Source organism: Planctopirus sp. SH287 (genome assembly GCF_056500625.1).
Genome location: NZ_CM151403.1, coordinates 1927050 through 1950231 on the forward strand (window position 1 = coordinate 1927050; position 23182 = coordinate 1950231).

17 protein-coding genes are annotated in these 23182 nt (G+C 51.4%); 6 read left to right on the plus strand and 11 right to left on the minus strand.

Annotated elements, in window-relative coordinates; all coding sequences use genetic code 11:
• Positions 1 to 3: 3 nt before the first annotated feature.
• The 6 genes from SH287x_RS07265 to tgt all read right to left on the minus strand — a co-directional run bounded on the left by SH287x_RS07265 (position 4) and on the right by tgt (position 7492).
• Positions 4 to 813: an SDR family NAD(P)-dependent oxidoreductase gene (locus SH287x_RS07265; RefSeq protein ID WP_479517940.1), complete on the minus strand. Its 810-nt coding sequence runs from the start codon at positions 811 to 813 to the stop codon at positions 4 to 6.
• A 146-nt stretch (positions 814 to 959) separates the two neighbouring features.
• A complete protein-coding gene (locus SH287x_RS07270) occupies positions 960 to 2015 on the minus strand; it encodes a DNA polymerase III subunit (RefSeq protein WP_479517941.1) in 1056 nt (351 codons plus the stop codon).
• Entirely contained in the window at positions 1999 to 2346 is a 348-nt protein-coding gene (locus tag SH287x_RS07275) for a lipoyl domain-containing protein (protein WP_479517942.1), read from the minus strand. The genes SH287x_RS07270 and SH287x_RS07275 overlap by 17 nt, the downstream gene beginning before the upstream one ends.
• Before the next feature lie 274 nt (positions 2347 to 2620).
• Positions 2621 to 5617 carry a protein translocase subunit SecD gene (secD, locus tag SH287x_RS07280; protein WP_479517943.1) on the minus strand — a complete coding sequence of 999 codons (2997 nt, stop codon included), beginning with the start codon at positions 5615 to 5617 and terminating at the stop codon, positions 2621 to 2623.
• A 183-nt stretch (positions 5618 to 5800) separates the two neighbouring features.
• Positions 5801 to 6166, minus strand: coding sequence for a preprotein translocase subunit YajC (gene yajC / locus SH287x_RS07285; protein ID WP_479517944.1), 366 nt, complete (start codon positions 6164 to 6166; stop codon positions 5801 to 5803).
• Between the two features lie 207 nt (positions 6167 to 6373).
• A complete protein-coding gene (gene tgt / locus SH287x_RS07290) occupies positions 6374 to 7492 on the minus strand; it encodes a tRNA guanosine(34) transglycosylase Tgt (RefSeq protein WP_479517945.1) in 1119 nt (372 codons plus the stop codon).
• A gap of 587 nt (positions 7493 to 8079) precedes the next feature.
• Between tgt and SH287x_RS07295 the strand changes: the two genes are divergently transcribed.
• Positions 8080 to 10548 carry a PAS domain-containing hybrid sensor histidine kinase/response regulator gene (locus SH287x_RS07295; RefSeq protein ID WP_479517947.1) on the plus strand — a complete coding sequence of 823 codons (2469 nt, stop codon included), beginning with the start codon at positions 8080 to 8082 and terminating at the stop codon, positions 10546 to 10548.
• A 26-nt stretch (positions 10549 to 10574) separates the two neighbouring features.
• Here SH287x_RS07295 and SH287x_RS07300 read toward each other — a convergent pair whose 3' ends face one another.
• Both SH287x_RS07300 and SH287x_RS07305 read right to left on the minus strand, forming a co-directional pair.
• Positions 10575 to 10925: a hypothetical protein gene (locus SH287x_RS07300; protein ID WP_479517948.1), complete on the minus strand. Its 351-nt coding sequence runs from the start codon at positions 10923 to 10925 to the stop codon at positions 10575 to 10577.
• A gap of 62 nt (positions 10926 to 10987) precedes the next feature.
• Complete coding sequence (locus SH287x_RS07305; protein WP_479517950.1) at positions 10988 to 11284, minus strand: hypothetical protein; 297 nt, start codon at positions 11282 to 11284, stop codon at positions 10988 to 10990.
• A 366-nt stretch (positions 11285 to 11650) separates the two neighbouring features.
• Between SH287x_RS07305 and SH287x_RS07310 the strand changes: the two genes are divergently transcribed.
• Together SH287x_RS07310 and glmS are read left to right on the plus strand one after the other, a co-directional pair.
• On the plus strand, positions 11651 to 12610 hold the full coding sequence (locus SH287x_RS07310; protein WP_479517951.1) for an NAD-dependent epimerase/dehydratase family protein: 960 nt from the start codon (positions 11651 to 11653) through the stop codon (positions 12608 to 12610).
• Between the two features lie 132 nt (positions 12611 to 12742).
• The gene (gene glmS / locus SH287x_RS07315; RefSeq protein ID WP_479517953.1) at positions 12743 to 14605 is read left to right on the plus strand and encodes a glutamine--fructose-6-phosphate transaminase (isomerizing); all 1863 of its coding nucleotides are present in this window, start codon (positions 12743 to 12745) and stop codon (positions 14603 to 14605) included.
• A 130-nt stretch (positions 14606 to 14735) separates the two neighbouring features.
• On the opposite strand, the gene SH287x_RS07320 is transcribed toward glmS, so the two are convergent.
• Complete coding sequence (locus SH287x_RS07320) at positions 14736 to 15524, minus strand: nucleoside 2-deoxyribosyltransferase (protein ID WP_479517954.1); 789 nt, start codon at positions 15522 to 15524, stop codon at positions 14736 to 14738.
• 210 nt (positions 15525 to 15734) lie between these two features.
• Here SH287x_RS07320 and SH287x_RS07325 point away from each other — a divergent pair, with 210 nt between their 5' ends.
• Complete coding sequence (locus SH287x_RS07325) at positions 15735 to 18089, plus strand: DUF2079 domain-containing protein (protein ID WP_479517956.1); 2355 nt, start codon at positions 15735 to 15737, stop codon at positions 18087 to 18089.
• Between the two features lie 19 nt (positions 18090 to 18108).
• On the plus strand, positions 18109 to 18642 hold the full coding sequence (locus tag SH287x_RS07330) for a hypothetical protein (protein WP_479517957.1): 534 nt from the start codon (positions 18109 to 18111) through the stop codon (positions 18640 to 18642).
• 51 nt (positions 18643 to 18693) lie between these two features.
• Here SH287x_RS07330 and SH287x_RS07335 read toward each other — a convergent pair whose 3' ends face one another.
• Together SH287x_RS07335 and SH287x_RS07340 are read right to left on the minus strand one after the other, a co-directional pair.
• Entirely contained in the window at positions 18694 to 19386 is a 693-nt protein-coding gene (locus SH287x_RS07335; RefSeq protein ID WP_479517958.1) for a response regulator transcription factor, read from the minus strand.
• A complete protein-coding gene (locus tag SH287x_RS07340) occupies positions 19316 to 21271 on the minus strand; it encodes an ATP-binding protein (RefSeq protein ID WP_479517959.1) in 1956 nt (651 codons plus the stop codon). The genes SH287x_RS07335 and SH287x_RS07340 overlap by 71 nt, the downstream gene beginning before the upstream one ends.
• A gap of 452 nt (positions 21272 to 21723) precedes the next feature.
• Here SH287x_RS07340 and SH287x_RS07345 point away from each other — a divergent pair, with 452 nt between their 5' ends.
• On the plus strand, positions 21724 to 23121 hold the full coding sequence (locus tag SH287x_RS07345) for an MFS transporter (protein ID WP_479517960.1): 1398 nt from the start codon (positions 21724 to 21726) through the stop codon (positions 23119 to 23121).
• Positions 23122 to 23182 lie beyond the last annotated feature (61 nt).

The following is a 23182-nucleotide window of genomic DNA, read 5'->3' on the forward strand; positions in this document are numbered from 1 at the left end:
CAACTATCTTTTTTTGGTCGATCGTGGACGGAAGAAACGTTTGGATTCATTCACAACGCGCCAGCGTGTCCCCATGCGGACAAGAATGGTAATCAGATAATTGCGCCATCCGGGAATAACGTACTGCCGACCATGATCCAGTGCAGTCATCGCTTTGCGAACCACCACTTCTGGTGTCTGGGATGAATTCTTTTGCAGCCAACCAGGTGCGCCGGCGACATCAAAAAAGTCGGTTTGAGTGACCCCCGGACAGAGAGCCATGACGACGACGCCGGTGTCTGCCAATTCCGCATGAAGTGCTTCAGAAAAGTGCAGCACATAAGATTTACTGGCGGCATAAGCTCCCATGTAGGCCACGGGTTGAAAAGCGGCCAGTGAAGCCACATTCACCACGCCACCACGATTTCGCCGAATCATGGATGGAAGAAACTGGTACGTTAAAGCTGTCAATGCTTCGATGTTCAGACGAAGCATCTTTTGAATTCGCTGAGAGTCGGTTTCAAGAATCTCACCCACAATACCGAACCCGGCACTATTCACCAGAAGATCGATCTCGACTCCCATATGCTCGATGCGTCGTGCGACTTCACCAACGGCATTTTCGCTTGTCAGATCAATACTGATGATCTCAGTACGCGTCCCATGGAGACGATGAAGGTCTTCAGCTAAGGGTTCCATCAACTCCTGCCGACGTGCAATCAAAACAAGATGCATACCTCGGGCGGCCAGTTGACGGGCAAACTCGGCACCGATCCCTGACGACGCTCCTGTAATGACTCCCCAGCAATCAGCCATGGAGGCGAGACGTGACACGGTTCAACACCCAGTTCGAGCAAGCTTCTCTTGAATAATCGCGCATGTCGGTTTTTGACAACATGACGATTCAGCAAGACCATTACGGCAGAATGCACCTTCATAACATGTTTGCGGCTCAGATGATAGAGCACGTTCACTCAACATCAGCCCAATTGGCCCCGCGTACGTGCCAGATCATCAAAACAAGCTTCCAGGCAGAGTCCGAGATTCGCATTTTGATGAATTTGAGCTGCTGCTAAAATGACGCGCTCAATCATTCTGGCTAATCCCTCCAAACTTCGAACATCTGCCTTCAGGTGCGCGACAATTAAGGGCTTCGCCGAACGACTTTCAGAAGACTTCTCGCAAAGCCCTGCCATCACCTGCCGTAAATAGTCGATTGTGAATTTGAAAATATGCTGTAAAAGCTCGCGCTGGCCAGACGTTTCTGATGCCAGGCCTTCGACCGTGGTCATCACCGATTTGGCAAGACTCTGAGCCGAGAAGTTGCGTTCATTGAGTGTCGATTGAATCTTTCGACGCAGTTCCCACAGAGTGGGTTCCAGCAGTTGCCGGGCGGTCGCCAGACTGCCATCACTTATGCCACAAACTTCTTCTGCAAAGGTTGAATTGATTGAACCATCCGCGGTGAGCAGCGTCAGGAGATCTTTTTCTGGTAAAGGTTGAAACCTGACCAGATGACACCGGGAGCGAATGGTGGGAAGCACCGTGTCTAATGTTGCTGCCACGAGGATCAAAACCGCTCGTTCCGGAGGCTCTTCCAATGTTTTCAGAATGGCATTGGCCCCGGCTTCGTTAAGCAGGTGAGCGTCATCAATGACCGCAATTTTCCGACTCTCAACGAGGGGCTTGAGCGAGAGTCCATGGCATAATCCTTCCTGCCCCCGGTTTTCTTTGGAACCCACGAGCAGCTCAATGGGAATCTCCCGCTTCCCTTCCGGGCATTCGACAAGCTGGAAATCGGGATGATTCCCCGCGAGAAATGGTCTGCAATTGCTGCATTCTCCGCAGGCATCTAACTCGTTCGGGCTTCGCTGACGACAAAGAAGAGCTTGACTGAACTTTCTGGCAATCAACGATTTTCCAACGCCCTGAGGGCCGACAAAGAGATAGCCATGCGCGAGTCGCCCGCGTGAAACAGCCCGAGTGAGTTGCTCGATCGCTGCAGCCTGCCCAAGAACATTATTCCAGACTGACATTGCTGGATGGCTCCTCTAAATTCGGACCCTGGCCTGGCGTTGCCGTGTCCCCTTCAGCTTTGAGTGTCAGCAACCGCTGGCCGGGAGAAATGGTGCTGCCACTGACGACATATCGCGCGGCAACGGTGCCCGGATAAGGGCATTCCAGGTCACGACTGATTCCCTCAATTCCGATTTCTGCCAACCTGTCACCGGGAGAGATGAGATCATCGACATCCACCAGCCAGGCAAAAAGAATTAACTCATCTCCCGTTGACCAGTCTGGAGCATGAATATCAATCAGTTGTTTTTCACTCGGGGAATAATCAGCAGGGATCGAAGAATTATTCATTGCGGCATTCTCCAGACAACTGCCCGTGCATGAGCATTTTCAGGAACTGGAATTTACTCCATCTGCATCATCAAGGGCAAAACATCCCGATCTTGAGTTGTAAAGCTCATGCTCCCTGATGGCCATCTCTCCAGCTGCCAAAACTTTTATGGAGATCAAAAAAAGTCACCGCTGCCACGCAAAAGGTGTGGCAGCGGTGACTGAGAAACTTCGTGAAGCTGGTCAATGTCGATCAAAGATAACTGATCAGTTCAGATGATCAACCATTCGTTTTTTAACCAAGTACCTTTGCAGGAGATGCCGTTCGTGAGGCTTCGCGATTGACCAGCCAGAAGAGGACAGGGTTGGCAATAAATACCGTACTGTAGGTACCGGCAATCGTTCCCACGATAAAGCTGTAGGCAAAAGTGTGGATCCCTTCCCCACCAAAGATGTAAAGGATCACCACAACGATCAACACAGTCGTGGCAGTCAAGATCGTTCGCGACATGGTCTGGTTCACGCTGAGATTGATCATATCGCGAGTAACATTGGGATTTTTGCCGCGGATTTCACGGATACGGTCAAAGATCACGATCGTGTCGTTCAGTGAGTAACCAATGATGGTGAGGATCGCGGCAATGAAGCCCATGTTAATCTTAAAGTCTTCCAGACCAAGGATCGGGCCGATCGGTGTTTGAGCAGCCCAGGCTCCCAGAGCCACACTGCCAAGCACGACCAGGGCATCATGTGTCAATGCTGCCACAGCCGCTAAACCGAAGTAGAACTTTTCAAATCGGAAGCGGATGTAAATCACAATCGCAATCAAGCTCAACACGATCGCCACAAACGCATTGACCTGAGCTTCCAATGCTACTGAGGTGTCGAACGAGTTGAACTCGTCAAAGATAGGCTCATTGGCTAGCTGTGTGGAAATCGTCTGAAGTGCTTTCGCAAGGTCGGCGTTGCTGACATCAGGAGTCACACGGGCAATAAGTTCTGTGTACTTGGCAGATGTCTTGTTGCCATCGGTGCTGACGCCATCGACCAACACCAGTGCGATCGGAGTGTCATACTTTGGGCGATCATTTGAACCAGTAATGCTTTTCAACTGTTCGGCGACATACTCGGCAATAGTGCCTTCGGCCACTGGCCCTGTGAATGTCAGTGGAACACGCAAGCCACCACTGAAGCGATCGATATTGGAGCCGGCTCGCATCCGAATGGTCTTGGCGTCTTCGGGGGTCACCGCAGTGATTTCACCGAACTTCATCTGCACGCGAGTCAATGCTTGCTCAGGATCAGCGAATGCGGCATTGATCAGAGAGCGAACTTCATCGCGATCAAACAGGCTGGTACGAATGCGGAAACGCGTTCCCTCAGTTGAAGACTGGTCATTCAGACGCAGTTCTTCGACAGAGACTGCTGAGGGGAATTTTTCTTCAAGCTTCTCTTCAACAACAGAGGCTTTTTGAGGCTTCTGGAATTCCAGTGTAATCATCGTACCGCCAGTGAAGTCGATATCGAGATTATCTTTTCCGCGTGCTACCAGAGCAAAAAGTCCTGCTCCAATCACGACCATTGAAAAGATGATGGCAGGAACACTCTTTGCAAGAAAATCCACACCTTGAATCTTGATGGTTGGCATCATGGTCAAGGTTTTGACAAGTCGCTTTCGTTCAATAATGTCGAAGCAGATACGACCAAAGACCAGAATCGCAAACATCGAAGCCGTCAAACCAATAAACAGGGAAACGGCAAATCCTTTGATTTGATCAGTGCCAATCATGAAGAGGATGACAGCCGTTATCAGCGTGGTGACGTTGCCGTCGACAATGGCTGAGAGCGCCTTGTCAAAGCCGTTTTGAATCGTCATCCGCAGACTGGCACCACGAGCCATTTCTTCGCGGAACCGTTCGTAAATCAGCACGTTGGCATCAACCGCCATCCCGATGGTCAGCACCAGCCCCGCCAAACCTGGCAGGGTGAATGTGGCATCGATAAAGGCCATGGCCCCCACGACCAAAATCAGGTTGAGGATCAGGCAGAGGTCGGCAATGACCCCCGAGACCATGTAATACACTGCCATGAAAATGAACACTGCAGCGGCAGAGAGAACAATTGCCAGAATCCCTTTCTGCTGGACGTCGGCCCCCAGCAGAGGACTAATGGTGAATTCACTGACGGGTGTGGGAATCAGTGGCACTTCCAAAGCCCCCGCATTCAACACGCCAGAGAGTTCGTCCACTTCCTTACGATCAAAGTTCCCGGTGATTTCACCACCGCCCGAGGACAAGCGATCTTGCAGAGAGGGCGCTGAATAAATCTTGCCGTCGAGGAGAATCGCCAACCGTCTTTCAAACTTGTCGACGGGATCAGGGGCATACTTCGAGGTCAGATTGTCAAGTCGAATCGAACCTGTTGTGGTCATCCGGAATGCGACCGCAGGACGCCCCTGACGATCTTGGGTGTAGCCAGCGTTCTGCAGATACTTACCAGTCACCTGACGATCTGGGGTTTCGTGAACAACCAGAAACTGCTCGACGGGTTCTTCAGTCCCTTGGTCATTTCGTCGTTTGACCAGACGAGTTTGAGTTTGGTCGTTGGGGTTTTGCCCAACAGTTTTCCCGGCAGCAATATTTCGCCAACTGGCCACCAACAGACCATCTTCGCGAAGGTCGTCAATATTATCACTTAATTGCTTAGCCCGACCAATGAGGGTGGCGTGGTCGCGGCTGTTAGCAAGAATTGCAAATTCCAGGCTTCCCAGCCGGGTAATCAGTCGCTTCTTCTGCTCAACAATATCCTTGTCGGCACCGGGAATGATGATTTCAATTCGGTCGCGACCCACGCGGCGAATCGTGATTTCTTCTGCCCCCGAAGGATTGAGTCGCTTGGCGATAGCCTGTACCAGGCGATCAACTGTATCTGTATCCAGAGTCTTTCCGTCAGCTTTGGCCGCTTCAGTATCGATCTGATAAACCAGGTTCGTTCCCCCGGCCAAATCGATCCCAAGGGGAATGGCTTTGAGAATCCCTTCGCCCCGTACTCCATGATAAATGAAGGGGGTGAGCGCGAGCGCTGCGGAGAAAAGGACGATACTCAGCCTGAAGCCGATATCCTTCATTCGCAACGCATTGGCAATCAATGTGCCCAGCACAAAGGGAAGCGTCACCACGCTGATGGCAATCACGGCCATCAGCCACAGATCAGAAGACGACATCTTTGCTGCTTCCGCTGTGATCACGGGATCCGCCTGAAGCAAAGTCAATCCTGAGAACAAACCTTCCATTCCGCATGTTCCTATCAGTTGCTGGCGAACTCTGCTGTTGCCGTGCTTGTATGAGGTTCTATATTTCTTACCGCCTGGATCAAAACTGGCGGGGCGTTTGTATTTTTTAAGGCAGTACTGACTGGAAGCATTTATCAACGGGAGAATATTAACCATTGTCCTCAGGCAGAGCGTCAGTAAAAATCAGGAGAGTTTGGTTTCGGTTGCTGGAGATTCTTCACCAACAAGCACTTCCTGAATGGCACTGCGGCGGAAAGGGATACGTGTGCTGTCACCAAACTTAACGGTGATTTCTTTGCCATCTGCCGAGATGTTGGCGACCTGACCAATCATGCCGCCAATAGTGACGACCCGGTCGTTCTTCTTGAGGGCTTTGATCATGGAATCCCGCTTGGCCTGCTCTTTGCGTTGAGGAACCACCATCAGGAAATAAAACAGTCCCACAACGATGATCATGGGGACGAACATACCCCACATTTCAGCGCCTGCATTGGGAGCAGGAGCCGGTGCAGCCTGTTGTGCGATTGAAAAGCCCGCCTGCCAATTCACTCGAATTCTCCCTTCAGGTCGTCGCACCAGAAATCGCTGGCATTTGACCTGTATCGTTCACTGCTGATGATGCACTAACCAGCTTTCAGCCGAAGATTTTCGGTTCCGATCACCTTTCAAGCGAGTCCGAGATGAGCACAAATTCCCCAACTTGTTGTGGGATAAGACTCAGCGCGGACTCTCTCGATCATTCGTGCGGGGCGTATCCTAGCCGGACTCCCCCCACCGGGCAAGTTGATCGACCCGGAAGTCTGCTCCTCTTCCCGCAAGAATCGCTTCCCGAAGCTCTCGCATCAAGTTCTGATAGAACGTGATGTTATGTAATGTCAGCAAAATTGGCCCGAGCATTTCCCCCGCCATAAACAGATGCCGGAGATAGCCCCGGCTGAATCTCTGGCAGGCTTGGCACAGACAATTTGGATCCAAAGGGGCTAAATCACGTAAGTGCTTGGCATTTCTCAGTCTGACAGCTCCCTGGCTTGTAAACGCCATCCCATTTCGGCCATTGCGAGTGGGCATGACACAGTCAAACAGGTCAATCCCCCTCAAAACCCCTTCTATGAGATCAATCGGACGGCCCACTCCCATCAGATATCGTGGTTTTTCCACCGGTAAAACAGGAGTGGTGAACTCCAGTGTTTTGTACATTTCCACAGGAGGTTCACCGACACTGAGTCCACCCACCGCATACCCTGGAAAATCGAGAGGAAGCAAGGCCTCTGCAGAACGAACCCTCAGGGACTCATTGGTTCCGCCCTGAACAATCCCAAATAAAGCCTGCTGAGAACTCTGATGAGCATCCCGGCAACGAGCCGCCCAGCGAGTCGTGCGGTCGACTGCGGTCAAAATTTTCTCATAGGGAGCGTCAGCCGGGGGGCACTCATCCAGGCACATGATGACATCAGCCCCGAGAAGCTCCTGAATTTTCATCGCCCGTTCAGGGGTGAGGTTAAGTGGGCTTCCGTCAAGATGTGATCGGAAAGTCACTCCCTCCTCCGTCATTTTTGACAGCTTTGCAAGGCTGAAAATCTGGAACCCACCTGAATCGGTCAGAATCGGGCCACTCCAGTCAAAGAAGCGATGCAACCCTCCAAGATCTGCCACAACCTCAGCGCCAGGCCGCAAAGCCAGATGATAGGTGTTGGCCAAAATCTTTGCGGCCCCTGTCGCACGGATCTGATCAGGAGTCAGCCCTTTCACAGTTCCGGCAGTTCCAACGGGCATGAACGCCGGAGTCAATACCTCACCGTGAGGTGTCGACCAGACACCAGCCCGCGCCATTGACTGACGATCTGTCGCCAATAATTTGTAGCCAAACTTCGTCAAAACTCATCCTTCAACAGTCTTACAAACGCAGTAACTCTCATTGAGAACCCTGCCAATCCTGATCTCGATGATGTTATTCAGGCTTGTGCCACGACTCATCGGCCACTTCCGTTTCGGCTCATCTACCGTAAAATTTATGTAGGAGCAGCACGAAACTCTTGCAAGGGTCTTCCGCAGGATAGCTGACTTCCTCCTAAAAGACGACTTCGTCGCTTTTGGCCTACTCGTGCATTGTCAAAGTATAAAATTCGGGTCCCTTCTGTTGTTAAGTCCGACAACGGAGGACGTTGCGGCGACATCAACCCGAAGACAAAGCCGTGACACGGCACTCGTCACAACCGGCACAATCGATCTACGCGTTGAAAATACGGTTGGAGAGATTTCTCTCACCCCGCTTTGCGGAAAATCCCTCAACTGTACGCCAATACCAATCTACGTTTCCCAAAAGCAACATGACGGCGAATCACGACACTGTCGGGCATATCGCGCCCTGTCACATCAATGTGGCAACCAAATTCCTGGCTTGGCAGCGGACTAATCGCGGATTGAGGCTACCTCTGAATTGGGGCAGTATTGGGGGCGACGAAATGCGGCTTGATCTTGATTTTGGCCAGTCAGACCAACTTTTCCGGCAACATACAGCTGCCTTCAAACCTAAGACCAGCGTCAGTGAAGCGATCTCTTCCCAGTTTTCTCTCGATGCCAGCGAGATTCTTCGCTGGGTCGCGATTTCTACCATCGCCATGCACGGCCTGGCGATTCTCAGCGATTCCAACATAACCCACCTTAGCTGGATTTATGAGTGGTCGCATGCGGTTCATCTGCTGATCTGCGTTCTGATGATCGCGATTGTCCGGCAGGAAACCCGGCTACCCAGTTGGGTGACTGACTGCGCTCCTCTCTTGATGGGAGCCCTCTTTACCGTTTCCCTAATCGATTATTTTCAAAGCAACTCTTCTGTCGGAGGGTTAAAGCTGGCGGTCACTTGCCTGGGGATGGTGGTTGTTTTTCGCCATCGTCAGGATTTTGTCGTGGCAGGCATTCTCGGCCTGATTCAAATCATTATCTATCGTCAATGGTGGCTTGGACTGCCGATTTCGCCTGATATCACCAGCTATCTGGCGGCGATCATCTTTTCGACAGGGATCTATGTCGTCAGAACGAGGCAACTCAACCAGCAGCAGGCACAAGAAGTTCGGCGTTCGCGCGAACGATCCCAATTGGAAGATGCGCTGCAACACCTCAGGGTGAGCGAAGTGCGCTTGCGAACCTTAAGTGAATCGGTGCCTATCGGGATTTTTGAAGCAGGAGCGGGTGCTCACTGCCGCTATACCAATAGCGCCTGGCGAGCCATTGCCGGGATGACGCTTCAGGAGAGCCTGACACGCGAATGGTTTGAATTTGTTCATCTCGATGACCGTGAACAAGTCCGTCTGGGGTGGCAGAGAGGACTTGACGAACTGGAAGGATTCTCTGGCATCTTTCGTAGTCAATACTCTGATGGCACTGCTGGTTGGGTTCAGATTCGTTCCAACCCGGTGTTTTCAGATGAAGGCACGACTCACGTCGGCACGATTGAAGACATCACGGAGCGAATCCATGCCGAAGAGGCTCTGAAACGCTATGCCGACGACCTGAAGCGGGTCAAAGAACTTGAAGAAGAAAACAGTGCGCATCTCGCCAGACTGGTCGAGGAACTTGGAAAAGCCAAAACTCAGGCAGAAGATGCGGCTCGTGCCAAAAGTGACTTCCTGGCGAACATGAGCCATGAAATCCGGACGCCAATGACGGCAATCCTAGGATATACCGAACTGCTGATCGAACAACCGGACATTGCTCCGCATGCGGCGGAATCTCTTCAAACGGTGCGTCGTAATGCCGAGTTCCTGTTGGAAATTATCAATGATATTCTCGACCTTTCCAAAATCGAAGCGGATAAGTTAACGATTGAACGTGTGTGTTGCTCACCCATTCAGATTGTCAATGATGCCTGCGCGCTCATGAGAATCCGAGCGAGCGACAAAGGCTTGCGGCTGATTGTGCATACCGCTCCTAATGTTCCCGACAATGTTGAAACGGATCCGACTCGGTTGCGTCAGATTCTCCTGAATCTGTTAGGAAACGCGGTGAAATTTACCCACTGTGGGGACATCCAGCTCCGGGTCGAGTATCTCGAGCCAAACCAAAGCGATTTGCCCCTAGGTGGAGCAGAGAGCCATGTCGCCGCCTGCAAAAAAGGCGAATTACGATTCAGTGTCTGTGATACAGGAATCGGCATGACTGAAGAGCAATTGAGTCGCCTCTTCCAACCTTTCATGCAAGCCGACACATCAACAACACGCAAGTATGGTGGAACGGGCCTGGGCCTGACAATCAGTCGCCGCCTGGCTCGTATGATGAATGGCGATATCGACGTGACGTCAAAGAAGCATATCGGTTCGGTGTTCGCGTTGCGTATTGAAGCCGTCTCGCCACAATTTGTTTCCAGACCAGCCAATGAATCAATACAGGGTCACTTAAAAGCACAGGGCCAATTACTGACGACACCTCATGACCATCGCACAGCGCCTGCTCAGGGTCTCCCGCCTCTTAACTGCCGAATTCTTTTGGCGGAAGACGGGCCGGATAACCAAAAGCTGATTTCTCTGATTCTACGAAAAGCCGGTGCCGAAGTGACCGTCGTTGAAAATGGTGAACTGGCCTGTCTGGCCGCGTTATCCGCATTAGAAAATGATCAAGCGTTTGATGTCATCCTGATGGACATGCAGATGCCCGTGCTGGATGGCTATCAGGCATCGCGGCGGTTGCGCGACGCTCACTACACCCGGCCTATTGTGGCGTTGACCGCCCATGCCATGAGTAGTGACCGTGAGAAATGCCTCGCCGCTGGTTGCAGTGACTACACAACCAAGCCTATTAACAAGACCCGCCTGATAGAGCTTATTCGAGATCAAATATCTCAACCACAGCAAGAACCAGATACGATATCCAGCGATCCGACTCAATCACATCATTTCCGTGGATTAGCAAAGACAATAGTGAAATCCAGTCAGTAAAAGAGCGATGCGAACCTCATGGCCTTTTAGAATTCGCTGAGAGCATCCGAATCCAGTGCTATTGGTTCGCCTGGTGAGTCATCAGTGCGTGGAAGTGGGATTCGGGGAAGTGCGTCACGATTCTTAGACTCTTTGCCAAACGGATCACTCCACGTGCGATGAGGTTTACCGGCTTGTCCTATCGAGCGAATCTCGTTTTTTGTTGAACGATCGGCGGGTGCCAATTCCAGCCCAAAAAACGGGACGCGTGAGTTACTGTCAATTGAAAAACTTTTGTTGCCAGTAACGCAACCCGTAGAGACCAGCGAAGACAATGCCGCTATGACGGCAAGGATCCGCATGAGTTTTGCAGGCTTGAGGATGTGGCCTGAGACCATTTCTCCACCGTCTCCCTGACAGCGATTGCAAATTTAGTGAAAAAGGATCTCTGTGATAGGCATTAATCAAAACCAAACTCATTGACGGATTTAGTGTCAGTATCCAGGGATTGAGTGAGCTTGGTATCAGAAGTGCTTTTAAGATCTGGGACGGTACGTTCGACGGACTTAACCGGCGGTTCTGTTTGAGGGGGTAAGCCGGAAAACGCACGATCTGGCTTAAAAGCATTGCACCCCGCGAACATCAACATGACCAACAAGTAGCCGCCGATGGTGGAGCACGGCCCAACGCGGCGGCAATAAGTGCTCATGCGTGTGCTTTTTGTCACAATTATTGGGGACGGCGCGGAGAAAGCCATGCGTCGATCCTGTCGGAGATTAGCGATATCTGTCAAAAAACAAGGGGCGTTTATGAGATTTTCCAGTCACAAACTTGCCAGATCTATCAAGGCAAATCAGGCCGATTACAGCCTGCATGACGGTTCATAGCAGCTAACTTGAGTTTGCTGCAAGACCGGATTTAGGGTCATTACCGATGGAACCCTCGTGAAGATCAGGCTTTACAAACAATGCAATCCATCGCTATCAATCGTGTTCAAGTCAAGGCCTCAGCCAAAGGGCGGGTCGTCGCTGCTGGAAAATTGTCAGCCTGTACCTGTTCTGGATGTTTTTTCGAGCTATGCTCAAAATGTCGATCGCCTTAAATTCAGGGAAGTAGCACACTTATGAAAGTTATCATTACAGGCGGTGCCGGGTTTATTGGCAGCCATATCGTAGATGCCCTGATTCAAAGAGGGCACCAACCCTTTGTGATTGATGATCTTTCGACAGGCTCTCCTAAGAATCTTCCCGAAGGAACACCGCTCTTTGTGGCCGATCTTCGCAATGGTCAGCGAGTGCGTGAAATTTTTGAAGAGGTGAAGCCCGACTGCGTTTCTCATCAGGCTGCTCAAATGTCGGTGAGTCGATCGGTTCGCGAACCGCTTTTCGACGCAGAAGTCAATGTGATGGGGTTGCTCAATGTTTTCGATAGCGCCGCGGCTGTAGGCGCGAAGCGAATCACATTTGCCTCTTCTGGCGGTGTGCTATATGGGGATGTCACCGAGCCGACTGCAGAAGATTATCCAGCCGCTCCTATTTCCCCTTATGGAATCAGTAAATGGGTCGGTGAGAAATATCTTGAATTCTATGCTCGTGAACGCGGCATGCAGGGTATTGCCTTACGATACGCTAATGTCTATGGCCCACGCCAGAACCCTCACGGGGAAGCGGGTGTGGTCGCGATCTTCTGTCAGAAGCTCCTTGCCGGGCAGGCACCGACCATCAATGGCGATGGAAAATATATTCGTGATTATGTTTATGGGCCTGATGTGGCTGTCGCCAACGCTCTTGCTTTGGAAGCAACACTCTCGACTCACTTTGATGCGTTTAATATCGGGACAGCGATTCCGACAGATGTTAATCAGCTCGCTGAAACGATTAAATCCGAACTGATCTCCCTGAGAAAATCGCAAGGGACTGAAGTCGAATTACCTGGCATGAACTATGGGCCGGCACGAGTCGGAGACCTTCGCTCCAGTCTTGTTCTGCCAGAACGAGCAGCAAAGCTTCTCAATTGGAAGCCTGAGCATGAACTGATGGTCGGGCTGCGAAAAACAGTGCAATGGTTTGCAAATCAGGCTTAACTAATAGCTCTCACTGTATTTACTTTCGTAAGTTCTGCCAGATGATATTGCCATAAAATCCCATCTGCGCGATGGTTGTGAACAGAGTTGTCCAAAAGACCGGTTCGTGCGACTCATGTTGGAATTTTGAATATGTGCGGAATCGTTGGTTACATTGGCCCGAAGCCTGCGTCGTCCTATCTGTTGGAAGGTCTCTTCCGCCTGGAATACCGGGGATATGATAGTGCCGGCATTGCTGTCCAAACCGGTGATCAGATTTCTGTTCGTAAGAAAACTGGCCGCGTTGGTCAACTGGCCGAGTTGCTGAAGACCCAACCGGTGACTGGTCATTATGGAATTGGGCATACCCGCTGGGCGACCCATGGCCAGCCGAGCGATGTGAATTCGCATCCTCATATAGGAGGGAATGGTGAAGTAGTTCTTGTTCACAACGGTGTGATCGAGAACTATGCCAGCCTGCGGAATCAGCTTCAGGAGCTTGGCTATGTGTTTTACTCACAAACCGACACTGAAGTTGTCGCGCATCTGACGGCCTATCAACTCGAAGAAGAAATCAAACTTGGGGCCGATGTCACAGACAAGGCGACATATCTGCGTGCTGTAGAAAACACGATTAAGCAGTTGAAAGGAACCTATGGCCTGGGCATCCTGTTCCGCGAGATGCCTGGCCTGCTGATCGCTGCCCGCCTGGGAAGTCCGTTGGTTGTGGGAATCGGTAAAGGGGAACACTTTCTGGCCAGTGATGCCAGTCCTCTGGTTGGCTACACGGAAGAAGTGGTCTATCTTAACGACCACGAAATTGCCGTCATTACTGCTGATCAGCTGGAAATTTTGCATCGCGATACCGGCTCCCAGACGCCTCATATCCGTGTTTTGGAGCAGACAGCCACTGATACCGACCTGGGACAGTTTGAGCATTACATGCTCAAGGAAATTTTCGAACAACCAACCAGTATTGAAAATGCTTTCCGCGGTCGCCTGGATGATGATGAAGCCACCGCTCGCTTTGGTGGACTTAATCTTGATCCTCAGCAGCTACGCGGGATCGATCGAATTGTGCTCACCGCCTGTGGGACAAGCTGGCACGCAGCACTTGTTGGTGAATATATCATCGAAGAATTTGCCCGTATTCCAGTGGAAGTGGAATATGCGAGCGAATTGCGATATCGCAACCCTCCTATGTCAGAACGAACGATGGTCTTCGCCATTACCCAAAGTGGTGAGACGGCCGACACTCTGGCGTCATTGAGAGAATGCAAACGCAAAGGGCACCCCACGCTTGCCATCTGCAATGTGGTTGGTTCATCGATTGCCCGTGAAGCCGATGGAGGGATCTACCTCCATGCCGGCCCCGAAATTGGCGTAGCTTCAACGAAAGCTTTCACCTCTCAGGTCACTGTGCTGACATTACTGGCCCTCTTTATGGGACGTATCCGGCATCTTTCGTACCCTGCCGGCCAGCGCATGATTGCCAATCTGAGAAAAATGCCCGACAAGATTCGCCAGACCCTGGAGTGCTATAACCGGGTCAAGGAAATCGCCCGCAAGTATTACACCGCTGAAAACTTCCTGTATCTGGGGCGTCTGCATAACTTCCCTGTGGCTTTGGAAGGAGCGTTAAAGCTCAAAGAAATCAGTTACATCCATGCGGAAGGGTATCCCGCCGCTGAGATGAAACACGGTCCCATTGCACTTGTGGATGAACAGACGCCGAGCGTGTTTGTCGTACCTCGTTGTCAGATCTATCCCAAAGTCATCAGCAATATGGAAGAGGTCAAAGCCCGCCGCGGGCCGGTGATCGCCATTGCCTGTGAAGGTGATGACAAGGTGGCCGATCTGGCTGATGACGTGATCTATGTTCCCGATGTGGATGAATATCTTCAGCCCATGGTGACCTCGATTCCACTGCAATTGCTGGCCTATGAAATTGCCGTTTTGCGAGGCTGTAACGTCGATCGTCCTCGTAATCTGGCGAAGAGCGTCACTGTCGAATAATTGGTCGAACAGCAGCCGTTTACTGGAACGCTGAAGCGACCATAACCAGAAATTCACCAAGGGCTTGAGAAGGATTTTTCGCTCCTTCTCAAGCCCTTGGTTTTTGTAAACGCAGCATGACATGGTGGCTTCATCGATCTGGTGCGAACAGGCGTGTCACACAATCGGCAATACGCTCATTGTCAATCTCGTCTGAAGTCTCCATCTTGCTCTTCGCAGGTAATACGACAGATACCTGATAATCGGGAATGTGGTGCCATTCCTGATTTAATTCATGTGGATGACCTTCCAGCAAACTCCAGAGGGCAGCGCCATCTGAGACGGCTCGAGCAACGCGAGGAGGCAGGTTCATCGTACGGCGTTTGGTTTCAGCGTTCCAGGCTTCGGTTGTCGCGCGATGAAGCGTTTGGTTTAGACTGGGAACAATCTCTTCGATTGTCGTCACTTTTTGAAAATCGACTAAGCCGAACAGCAGAGGATTGATTCGCCCTTCAATTAATGAACGGGCATCGTCGGCATAGGCCACCATCGGCTTACCAAGAATCCAGGCCATGGCGGCTTCTGACACGGCCCCTTCATCGGGAACACGCCCATTGAGATTCCAAACCACGGCATCACAGGCATGGACAAGCTGAAACACATCCAGTGCAAAAATGGCGCTATGCAGAAACTGGCCCGCAACGGCTTTCTCATAGCCTCGTTCAATCAGCACTTCCAGCACCAGGCGAAACTCCATCCCGTCGCGATGGGGCAGATAAACCGGGTAGCCGGCTGCGACCAGCCGATCAGCAATCCGGGTCATTTCCTCTCGTTCAGAACTATTAAACAGTGGGCCGGCACAATAAATCCGGCACGCCTCCAAAGATTTGGCCGGCTGACCTAAGTGAGTGTTTTCACAGCCATTGGCTGATTGAGGCATTTCCGAATCCTTCGACGATCGATACCAGGCATTCGTACAATTGGCATTCATTGCATGGCGGCCAGGATGTCGTACCCTTAATGTGGTCGGCTTAAAGTGTCTCTGTCACAGTTTTCGTATGAGGTCTTTGATGATCTGGCAGAAGACTCGACCTCTGCGAATCTGTTCATATCAGTTTGCATTCCCTGCTATGGCGAGCCAGTTTAGCGAATGTCGAAAAAAAAACGTGCCGACCGCACCGGACGATCGGCTCAAATAACGCCAAATTCTTCAGGTTCAGCTGCTGATTCCCGCTGGAAGCGTACCCCATGGCGAAGTGCCGGCGGCTGGCTGGGACTGGCGATCATTGCGCTGGCGATGTGCGTGCGTGACTGGTTGAGTGAACAGCATCTCGCCGGTCAATTCCTCAGCCCTTCCACCTGGCAGACGCTTTGTTTCAACCTGGGAAGTGGCATTCAGCGATTGACTAATGCAGAAGGAGTACGTGTTTCATTCACCGTTCCTCTGGTTTCGGCTGTTGTCATCAGCACCGTGATCGTGCTGTCGTTCTGGATTGTTGGTGGCTGGTTTCTTCCCGCAACCTCTTTTGCACCAACTGATCCCGCACGAAAAGAGGAACCGCCTGGCAAATTTCCATTATGGGGTAAGCGGCTGGGACAGTCCTTGTCGTTGTTAATGCTGTGGCAATTTGCGTGGACAGTGGGGCTGCTCACAGGATGGGAAAGTCTTCAAGGCTTCGCAGAGGCCACCGCTTCATTAACGCTGAGCATGAGCCTTGCATTGGCCATGTGGAACTGGTGGTTTTTATTCACGACGCCTCCTGATCAACTCGCACTCTCTCCGGTTGAGTCGCATGAAGGACGCTGGGGGTTTAAGGCTCTGGTCGTGGTCATGCTGGCCTACAGTGTGATTTTTGTCAGCATGAACTGGGCTTTGTGGGGAAATCTGCGAATGCCCCATGGTGACTCCGTCATGTACGAAGAACACCTTTGGAACCTGTTACACGGCAAAGGATTTCGCAGTTATCTCGATCAGGGTCTGTTTCTGGGAGAGCACCTGCAAGTCGTGCATGTCGGGCTACTGCCTTTATATTACTTTTGGCCATCCCATTTGCTGCTGGAACTCTGTGAGACGCTGGCACTTGCTTCCGGTTCACTGATTGTTTTCCAGCTTTGCTTAACTTTAGGAGCAAGCCGACGAGCCGGGTTCTGGCTCGGACTGGCTTATCTGCTCTACTTCCCTATGCAGTTTCTGGATATTGAAATTGACTTAAAAACTTTCCGACCTGAAGCGTTTGGGATTCCCCTGCTCCTGTTGACATTCTGGCTTCTGGAGCGATGGCGTCAGAAAACCGGCTCATTTTGGCCATTGTTGGCGGCACTTCTCGCGACGTTGACAGTGAAAGAAGATTATTCACTGGTCTTTGGCCCGCTGGGTTTATGGATCGTCTGGGTTACCTGGTGCGAATCATTTTCCGTTGAAAATCCTGAATTAGAGCAAGCGCCACGTCAAAAATGGATCCCCTCCCTCATCCAGACGTTCCGCACACCGCAAGGATTCTTCGGTGGCATGCTGCTGATTTTTTCCGTGGCTTATCTGCTCTTTGCAGTCAAAGTGGCCATTCCTTACTTCCGAAGTGGCGAGGGCGTGCATTACGCCCGCTATTACGCCGAGTTTGGCAGTTCTTTCACTGAAATTGCCTGGAACATGGCTTTGCGACCCGATCGTGTTCTAGGACGACTGGCCAACCTTTCCACCACACTCTTTGCACTATTGTTGCTGGTTCCTTGTGCTTTTCTTCCAATAGCGGCCCCCACCCGCTTACTGGTGGGATTGCCTCTTTTTTGCCTGTTGAGTCTGAACAACATCGCACAAGACCCCCGGCATCATTTCCATGCCCCTTTGGTGGCGGTTGTATTCTGGTCGGCAGCGGCAGGAATTGTTTCTATTCGAGGAGTGATCCAAGCCGCGAGCGAAGCGGTGATCTACCGCTGGAAGAACCTGACACCTTTTCTCCCTCAAAGCGAAAGTCGTCGCTGGTCATCAGAATCAATGGCTGTTCTCGCAGCCTCCGCTGCTTTTCAGACGGGAATCTGGTTCTCGCTTTCGCCATTAGGAGTGACTTTCTGGGATCCCAATTCCCTTTGGTCGTTGGCCAAGTTGTATGCACCAACCGAACGTGCCGCCGCTTTTCAGAAAATTGCCGACATCGTGCCCAACACATCGACCGTAGCGTCCACCGATTATGTCCACCCCCGGTATACCCATCATCTCAGATCATATGACTACAGCAAATACCCTCGTAAAGTCAGTGGTTATGAACTCCGTGTGCCCCACGATACGGAATATATTGTTATTGATGCGAAAGGCCCCTACAGCGAGATCGACGCTCCCGATAAGATTCCCGAGTATGCCCAGCACCCTGATAAATGGGAGCTTCTCCCTGATCACACCAATGGGTATTATTATATTTTGAAGCGGCGGCCTACAGATTCCAAACCAGCCCCTGCTCCACCAGAAAAAATGATTGAAACTAGACGAGGATCGTTTCCGTCGCCTCAATGATTTGAGCGAGGAGTTCACAATGTCTGCTGAAATATCTTTCAAAATGCTCGCGATCGGTTCGATGATCATCGTGAGAGAGTTCGTTCTTCCCGGTGACGATGCGTCCGCTCAGCAACCCGTTCAAGCCGTGCAACTTCCATCAGTTGGCCAGGCCAGCATTGGTACTTCAGTCAGTGTTCCTGATGGTGGTAGTGCATCTCTTGGTGGCGTGTCGCGTGGTGCCTCTTCGATGACGCGGCCCTCTTTTCCGTTGGGCCGTGGGCCTGTATCTCGCAGCCCACTTTGGGGAGGTGGGGGTTACGGTCGCACGGTAAGCGGCGGCAGTATGTCTGCGAGTGTTCGAATCATCGATCTTCGAGAAATGGATCGCCAGATTCTGGAAAGTGCTTCCAGCGATTTCCCAATGGCAGGGGATACGACTCTGCAACCACTAGCCACTTCCCGATATACAACGACTAATTACCAGCAGAAGGCTGAGGAGGCCGAGGCAAAAGGGAAGCCCAAGGTGGCAGAAATCTATCGCCGCCTCGCAGAAAAGCAAAAAAAGAAATAGTGCGGTGCCGTCTGACGGATTTATCTCGCGGGGCATTCGCAATAATGATGCTTATCGAAGTCGGTCAGTGCTTTGCAGATTGATTTGACGAACTTCGGCGAGAACACGGTGTGTGATCGTCAGGTCGAGAAGTTCGGCCAGACTGCGGACATTAAGCCGCCGCATGAGCCGCTGCCGTCTTAACTCAATAGCGCGCTCTGAGATAAAAAGCCGAGCTGCCATCGACTTATTGGTTTCGCCTTGAATGATCAGTTCGAGGGTCTCACGATCTGTGGCGTTTAACTCCTGAATAGCTAGGCTTAAACGTTCAAAACGAGCTTCATTGCTCCGCCAGTCAGCATCAATCTTTAAAGCATGAGCCACCAGCTTTAAGAGACGATCGCCCGGAAAAGGCTTTTCCAAAAACTCGATCGCTCCCGATTTCATCGCATTGACCGCGATTTCAACATTCGCGTGCGCTGTCATGAAAATGGCAGGAAGTCGTTTTTCCTCTAAAAGAAGTTGTTGATAGAGTTCGATGCCGCTGATGCCAGGCATGCGAATATCCAGCAGCAGGCAGCCAGCTTGCCCCTGCCGATAATGAGCCAGGAACTCGACAGCATTAGAGAAACTCTCGACGTGATGCCCCGCCACTCGCAAGAGCGTCTCGACAGAATCCCGCAGATCAATGTCATCATCCAGCACATAGACGGTCGGCCGTTGAGCAGTGGGAAGTATTGAGGAATGGGGTATCGTAAGAGTCATGGGCATCATGAACCTCATGGGCTAACGCGAGAGTCAATTGAACGCGAGCACCGCGTGGAAAAATGTTATTAATTTCAAAAGTGCCGAGGTGGGATTTGATGATGGAGTTGCTGATTGACAAACCCATTCCCAGACCCTGGGCTTTAGTCGAATGGAATGGGAGTGGCCAGGATTCCAACCATTCAGAGGGAAACCCTGGCCCCGTATCTTCGATACAGATCGTGGCTTTCTCTTCTGAGCAAGACGATCGGATCGTCAGGCAGCCGGTAGGTTGTTCCTCCCCCGCCATGGCCTGAATGGCATTGTGAATCAGATTCATCAGGACTTGCTGAATCTGAATCGCATCGACCCGCACTTTCCGGTCACGCGTTTCATCTAACTGGCAGAGGACTCTAATCCGATATTTCAGAAGTTCCCCAGAGCACAAAAGCAACACATCGTCGACGAGAGTATTAAGGAGTTCATCACGAACCTCTAGACGTGATGTTCGCAGGAAAGATCGCATCCGGGAGACAATCGCCCCCGCGCGGAGTGATGCATCCCGCATGCGACCAGCGATTCTTTCTGCTTCTTCTGACGAAGCAGAGGATGCCTGTAATAACAGCAACAAGGCATCCGAATAGGTCGCAATGGCTCCTAACGGCTGATTGATTTCATGGGCAATCCCCGTGGCAAAATGTCCCAGGCTTGTCACACGATTGGCGTGTGTCAATTGAGATTGCAACTGTCGAGATTGTTCTTCCGCAATGCTCCTGACTTCGATCTCATGGAGAAGTTGCTGGTGCTTTTCTGCGAGTTCACGAGTCCTCAATAGAACACGATGTTCCAACTCCAGATGGGCCTCACGGAGGCGATCTTCCGCTCGCTTTTGGTTGGAAATATCCGTCACGATCAAGAATCTCAATTCATCAGAGTCTGACTGCAAAGGGCATTGTCCTGGTGCAACGAGAGTAATCCGCGAGCCTCCCGCAGGAAGAACCCAGGTCACTTCATTGACAACAGCTCCTCCTTCGTCAGTCAGGTTCTCGACAAATTGAGCGGCCCTCGCGAGCGATTCCGATGTCACGAACTCCAACCACTGACGTCCCAACAGTTCTGTCACAGGGCGTTGTATGATCTCTGCAAAGCGATCATTGACGTAGAGAATCTGATAGTCTTGGGATAAGACCGCCAGTCCATCATGCATTCGCTCAACCAGCGAACGGAATTTGGCCTCACTGGTATGAAGTTGTTGCCATTGTGATCGAATCAGATCTTTTGCCGGCTTCAGAATTAACCAGGACAATGCCACCATCGAACCGAGAACGGCGACCGTCAAAATCAGTCCCAGCCCGCGTAACCACCGAACCTGCTCGCTCGCGATTTGCTCAAATAATCCGACAGTCTGCTCCATCAACTGGAGATAGCGGGTTTCCTGTTCAAGAATCGGAAGTAAAAGCTGGTGATGAGAAGTTTTTTCTTCGCTGCCAGATGGTTCATTGAGCACTCTTTCCACAGCAGATGAGAGTAATTGAAAAGGTGACTCCAGTTCTTCAAACGCCGCCAATATCCGAGCGTCACTCGCTGGAGGCAGGTTCAGTTGAGGATCGCCGTGATATAAGCCCAAATGAGTGGTACGCCAGCGAGCGAGTGAAGTCTGTAATTCCTCTCGCCATTGACTTGATCGCGTATGATCCAGTTCCATCGCCAGCGCAGCCTTCGTGATCCGCTGGCTCAACATTCGCTGTCGGCCCGCCAGATTGATCACCGGCCCCATGCCATTCAATCTCATTAAGACCGGTTGCAACAACGCCTGATCAATTAACAACAAGAGAGCCACAATCGCCAGAATCACCATGTAGCGGCGACTCATTCCCTGAATCAGTTTCTCCGAAGTTTGTGTCATCAAGAAATATCTCTGGCATCTATCACAATCTGACACACGATCTCCGCTGGCCATATTCCTGGCAGACAGCCTTTGTTGTGAGACAGTCGTTACCTGAAAACTTCATGCCGAGGATCAGGGATTCCTGTGAGATTTTGCCAGATCGCCTGATTTCACTGTTCCTGAAGTGATTTTCTCAGGTAAATCGCGATGCCATGACAGGACTTGTTCGCGAGAAAAGCATGCAGCTTTGCCTTGTTCGGTTGCACGGAATAAGGCGTTCATCACTTGAGTTCCCCCCACTCAGTTCGGGTAACCGAACAAATCCGTTCCTTAATCCACAATGGAATCGAACCTGCAATTGAGGTCTTTGACGCAAAGGTTTCACTTGTCACTCCTGAAAGGGAGCGAACGACAGTCGCTCGTCGGAAAAGTGAGGCTTGGATGATTGACGTCCAGTAAGGTCTCCCGGAATGCCCCCTTCTGCCAAAGCCACAAGTATTCGGCTGTGGGATTTTCAAACGGCTCCCATGCGTGCGTTCCACATGTCGTGGTTCGCCTTTTTTCTATGCTTTTTCGCCTGGTTTGGCATCGCGCCCTTAATGCCTGTGGTACGCGATGAAATGCAGCTGACCAAGGATCAGGTGGGCTGGTGCATTATTGGTTCTGTTGCCATCACTGTTCTGGCTCGTTTGTATGTCGGCTGGTTGTGCGACCGTGTCGGGCCGCGATTGGCCTATAGCGGCCTGTTAGTTCTGGCCTCTATTCCTGTCATGGGGATCGGATTGGCTTATGACTTCACAACATTCCTGTTGTTTCGCATCGCCATTGGCGCAATCGGTGCCTCGTTTGTAATCACACAGTATCACACGTCGATCATGTTCGCACAGAACTGTGTCGGAACGGCTAACGCGACGAGCGCTGGCTGGGGCAATCTCGGTGGTGGTGTTACACAAATGGTCATGCCAGCCCTGTTCGCTCTATTGATTGCCGTTTTTGGCATATCAACGGCCAGTTCCTGGCGGGTCTGTATGCTACTGGCTGGTGTGGTCTGTGCCTTGGCTGGTGTCGCCTACTATTTCTTAACTCAGGATACACCTGAAGGAAACTTCGCGCCGCTGCGGGCAACTGGGAAGATGCCCCAGAAATCAGCGACAAAAGGGGCCTTTCAGGAAGCCTGCCGTGACTATCGCGTCTGGATTTTATTCCTGATCTATGGTGCCTGTTTTGGATTAGAACTGACTCTCGACAACATTGCCGTTCTTTACTTCATGGACAGCTTTGATGAACTCAAAAATGCCGACCCAATCCACGCGTTAGGAATCGCTGGATTTGTAGCAGGCTTGTTTGGATCGATGAACCTTTTTGCTCGAGCGTTGGGTGGGTATGCCTCTGATCGCTTTGCGGCTCACTGGGCATTATCTGGACGTGTCCGCTTACTCTTTATTGCCATTCTGTGTGAGGGGATCGCCTTGATCCTCTTTTCTCAAGCCAGAACATTAGCCTTCGCCATCCCATCCATGTTGATCTTGGGATTGTTCGTCAAAATGTCCAACGGAGCAACTTATGCCGTTGTCCCGTTCATCAATCAAAGGGCCTTAGGCTCGGTTTCTGGAATAGTCGGGGCTGGCGGGAACATGGCGGCTGTCGCTATTGGCTTCCTCTTGAAAAGCTCTGCCATCACGTGGCCGACCGCCTTATTGATCCTGGGTGTTCTGATCACTGGCCTTTCGTTTGGTGTCCTTGCCATTCGCTTTGCCGCACGAACAGAGTCCACACCAGAAGCATCAGCTTTTCCCGGTACGATCGGTCACGACAACAGTCATCAAGACCTGGTCGTAGAGCGCTCGACAGAGATGGTTCCTGCGTGAGGTGGCAAACACGAGTTTCCACTCGCCCCGCAGTATGTCTTTCGGTATCAGAAAATGAACT

Bases quoted from the DNA above. Each gene is read 5' to 3' on its own strand.
- SH287x_RS07325 (WP_479517956.1), top strand. From the start codon at position 15,735: ATGTCGAAAAAAAAACGTGCCGACCGCACCGGACGATCGGCTCAAATA.
- SH287x_RS07330 (WP_479517957.1), top strand. From the start codon at position 18,109: ATGTCTGCTGAAATATCTTTCAAAATGCTCGCGATCGGTTCGATGATC.
- SH287x_RS07300 (WP_479517948.1), bottom strand. From the start codon at position 10,925: ATGGTCTCAGGCCACATCCTCAAGCCTGCAAAACTCATGCGGATCCTT.
- SH287x_RS07275 (WP_479517942.1), bottom strand. From the start codon at position 2,346: ATGAATAATTCTTCGATCCCTGCTGATTATTCCCCGAGTGAAAAACAA.
- SH287x_RS07335 (WP_479517958.1), bottom strand. From the start codon at position 19,386: ATGACTCTTACGATACCCCATTCCTCAATACTTCCCACTGCTCAACGG.
- SH287x_RS07295 (WP_479517947.1), top strand. From the start codon at position 8,080: ATGCGGCTTGATCTTGATTTTGGCCAGTCAGACCAACTTTTCCGGCAA.
- glmS (WP_479517953.1), top strand. From the start codon at position 12,743: ATGTGCGGAATCGTTGGTTACATTGGCCCGAAGCCTGCGTCGTCCTAT.
- SH287x_RS07340 (WP_479517959.1), bottom strand. From the start codon at position 21,271: ATGACACAAACTTCGGAGAAACTGATTCAGGGAATGAGTCGCCGCTAC.
- SH287x_RS07305 (WP_479517950.1), bottom strand. From the start codon at position 11,284: ATGGCTTTCTCCGCGCCGTCCCCAATAATTGTGACAAAAAGCACACGC.
- SH287x_RS07345 (WP_479517960.1), top strand. From the start codon at position 21,724: ATGCCCCCTTCTGCCAAAGCCACAAGTATTCGGCTGTGGGATTTTCAA.
- secD (WP_479517943.1), bottom strand. From the start codon at position 5,617: ATGGAAGGTTTGTTCTCAGGATTGACTTTGCTTCAGGCGGATCCCGTG.
- SH287x_RS07310 (WP_479517951.1), top strand. From the start codon at position 11,651: ATGAAAGTTATCATTACAGGCGGTGCCGGGTTTATTGGCAGCCATATC.
- SH287x_RS07270 (WP_479517941.1), bottom strand. From the start codon at position 2,015: ATGTCAGTCTGGAATAATGTTCTTGGGCAGGCTGCAGCGATCGAGCAA.
- SH287x_RS07320 (WP_479517954.1), bottom strand. From the start codon at position 15,524: ATGCCTCAATCAGCCAATGGCTGTGAAAACACTCACTTAGGTCAGCCG.